This is a genomic window from Ancylothrix sp. D3o (genome assembly GCF_025370775.1).
In the GTDB taxonomy this organism is placed as follows: domain Bacteria; phylum Cyanobacteriota; class Cyanobacteriia; order Cyanobacteriales; family Oscillatoriaceae; genus Ancylothrix.
This window is the reverse complement of sequence record NZ_JAMXEX010000131.1, coordinates 1-1,169: the sequence shown is the minus strand read 5'-3', so window position 1 is coordinate 1,169 and position 1,169 is coordinate 1. Positions and strand designations below refer to the sequence as shown.

The window sequence follows — 1,169 nt, the reverse complement described above, 5'->3', positions numbered from 1 at the left end:
GAAAATCAAAGGAATAACCTTCCTAAAGTTTGGTTAGTTTTAGATGACTTTTTTGCCACTTCTAACGTTTTAAACCGGGCGAAAAAAGAATTAGCAGAAGCTTGGGAAACTGCCAAAGGACAAATGGGGGAAATAATCACATTAGGTAGAGAAGTTGGAGTAGGTTTATGTGTTGCTACCCAAAGCCTCAATGTCCAGAGTTTAGGATGTGATGATGCCAATATTCGGGGATGTCTGGGAATTTGTGCCCTCGGCAAAATCTATACAGATTCTCATGGCAGAAGAGAGGGTGGGTACAGCCCAATCACTAATGCCTGGAAGAATACCTATATCATCCCTAGCGAATATGTCAACCAAATTACAAGCAGCTTCAACAAGTTACGGCCAATTAGCGAAAGCACTGGATATGCCATTGCCTTAACCACTTTTGGCGAACCGAGCATTGGACTATTCACTGAAGATTTGTCGTGGGTTAGGGATTACAAAATCCCCGTCAATGTGTCGCCTCCCACCGGCTCTAATGTTGTCAAATTTCCCACAGAACCCACAAAAACTTCAGTAATTACAGCAGCTAACTTTGATCATGATTTGGAGGAGGAGTTAGACGAGGACTTAGAGGATGAACCAGAGGATGAATCTACTCCAGAACTATCCATTTATTAAATAGCCCGTTCTTCAATAGTTTACCGACTTTGAATAATTGAAAACACAACCCAATACCGGAGAAAATATGGCACCGCAACGAAATCCAAACTTCCCTAACCAGAACCCTAATTTTGGCCAAGATGAAGTTTATCCTACTTGGACAATGCCGGCCTCTGATAGCAATAATGTCACGATTGTCTATGAACCAGATGGCCAGGGTAATATGACAGTTTACGAAACAAAAACTGTTGTTGTAAAAGAACCCCTCAGCAATTACAGTTCCCGTAATCCCAAATTATTCAGGTCTCATGCCGGTGGAATGTTTAAGGCACTGGTGAAACAACCACATTAAGAGCGCAGAAACAATCTTTGCCGTTATTGGGTTTGTGTTCACCTTATGGCTAATTGTTGCAATCGGGTGGCGTGGGGTAACTTCTTCTCAAGCAAAAGCTACAAAGACAAATTCCCCTACACCGGCTTCAATTTGGTTTAGATAATGGAAACTTTGAAGAAATGGTGGGGTT

2 protein-coding genes are annotated in these 1,169 nt (G+C 42.0%); both read left to right on the top strand.

Annotated features, from left to right (window positions below):
* On the top strand, nt 1–663 hold a 663-nt coding region (locus tag NG798_RS27730; protein WP_261226948.1), incomplete at its 5' end, for a hypothetical protein.
* A 67-nt stretch (nt 664–730) separates the two neighbouring features.
* A complete protein-coding gene (locus NG798_RS27725) occupies nt 731–997 on the top strand; it encodes a hypothetical protein (protein ID WP_261226947.1) in 267 nt (88 codons plus the stop codon).
* Nucleotides 998–1,169: the final 172 nt, after the last annotated feature.

Bases quoted from the DNA above. Each gene is read 5' to 3' on its own strand.
- NG798_RS27725 (WP_261226947.1), top strand. From the start codon at position 731: ATGGCACCGCAACGAAATCCAAACTTCCCTAACCAGAACCCTAATTTT.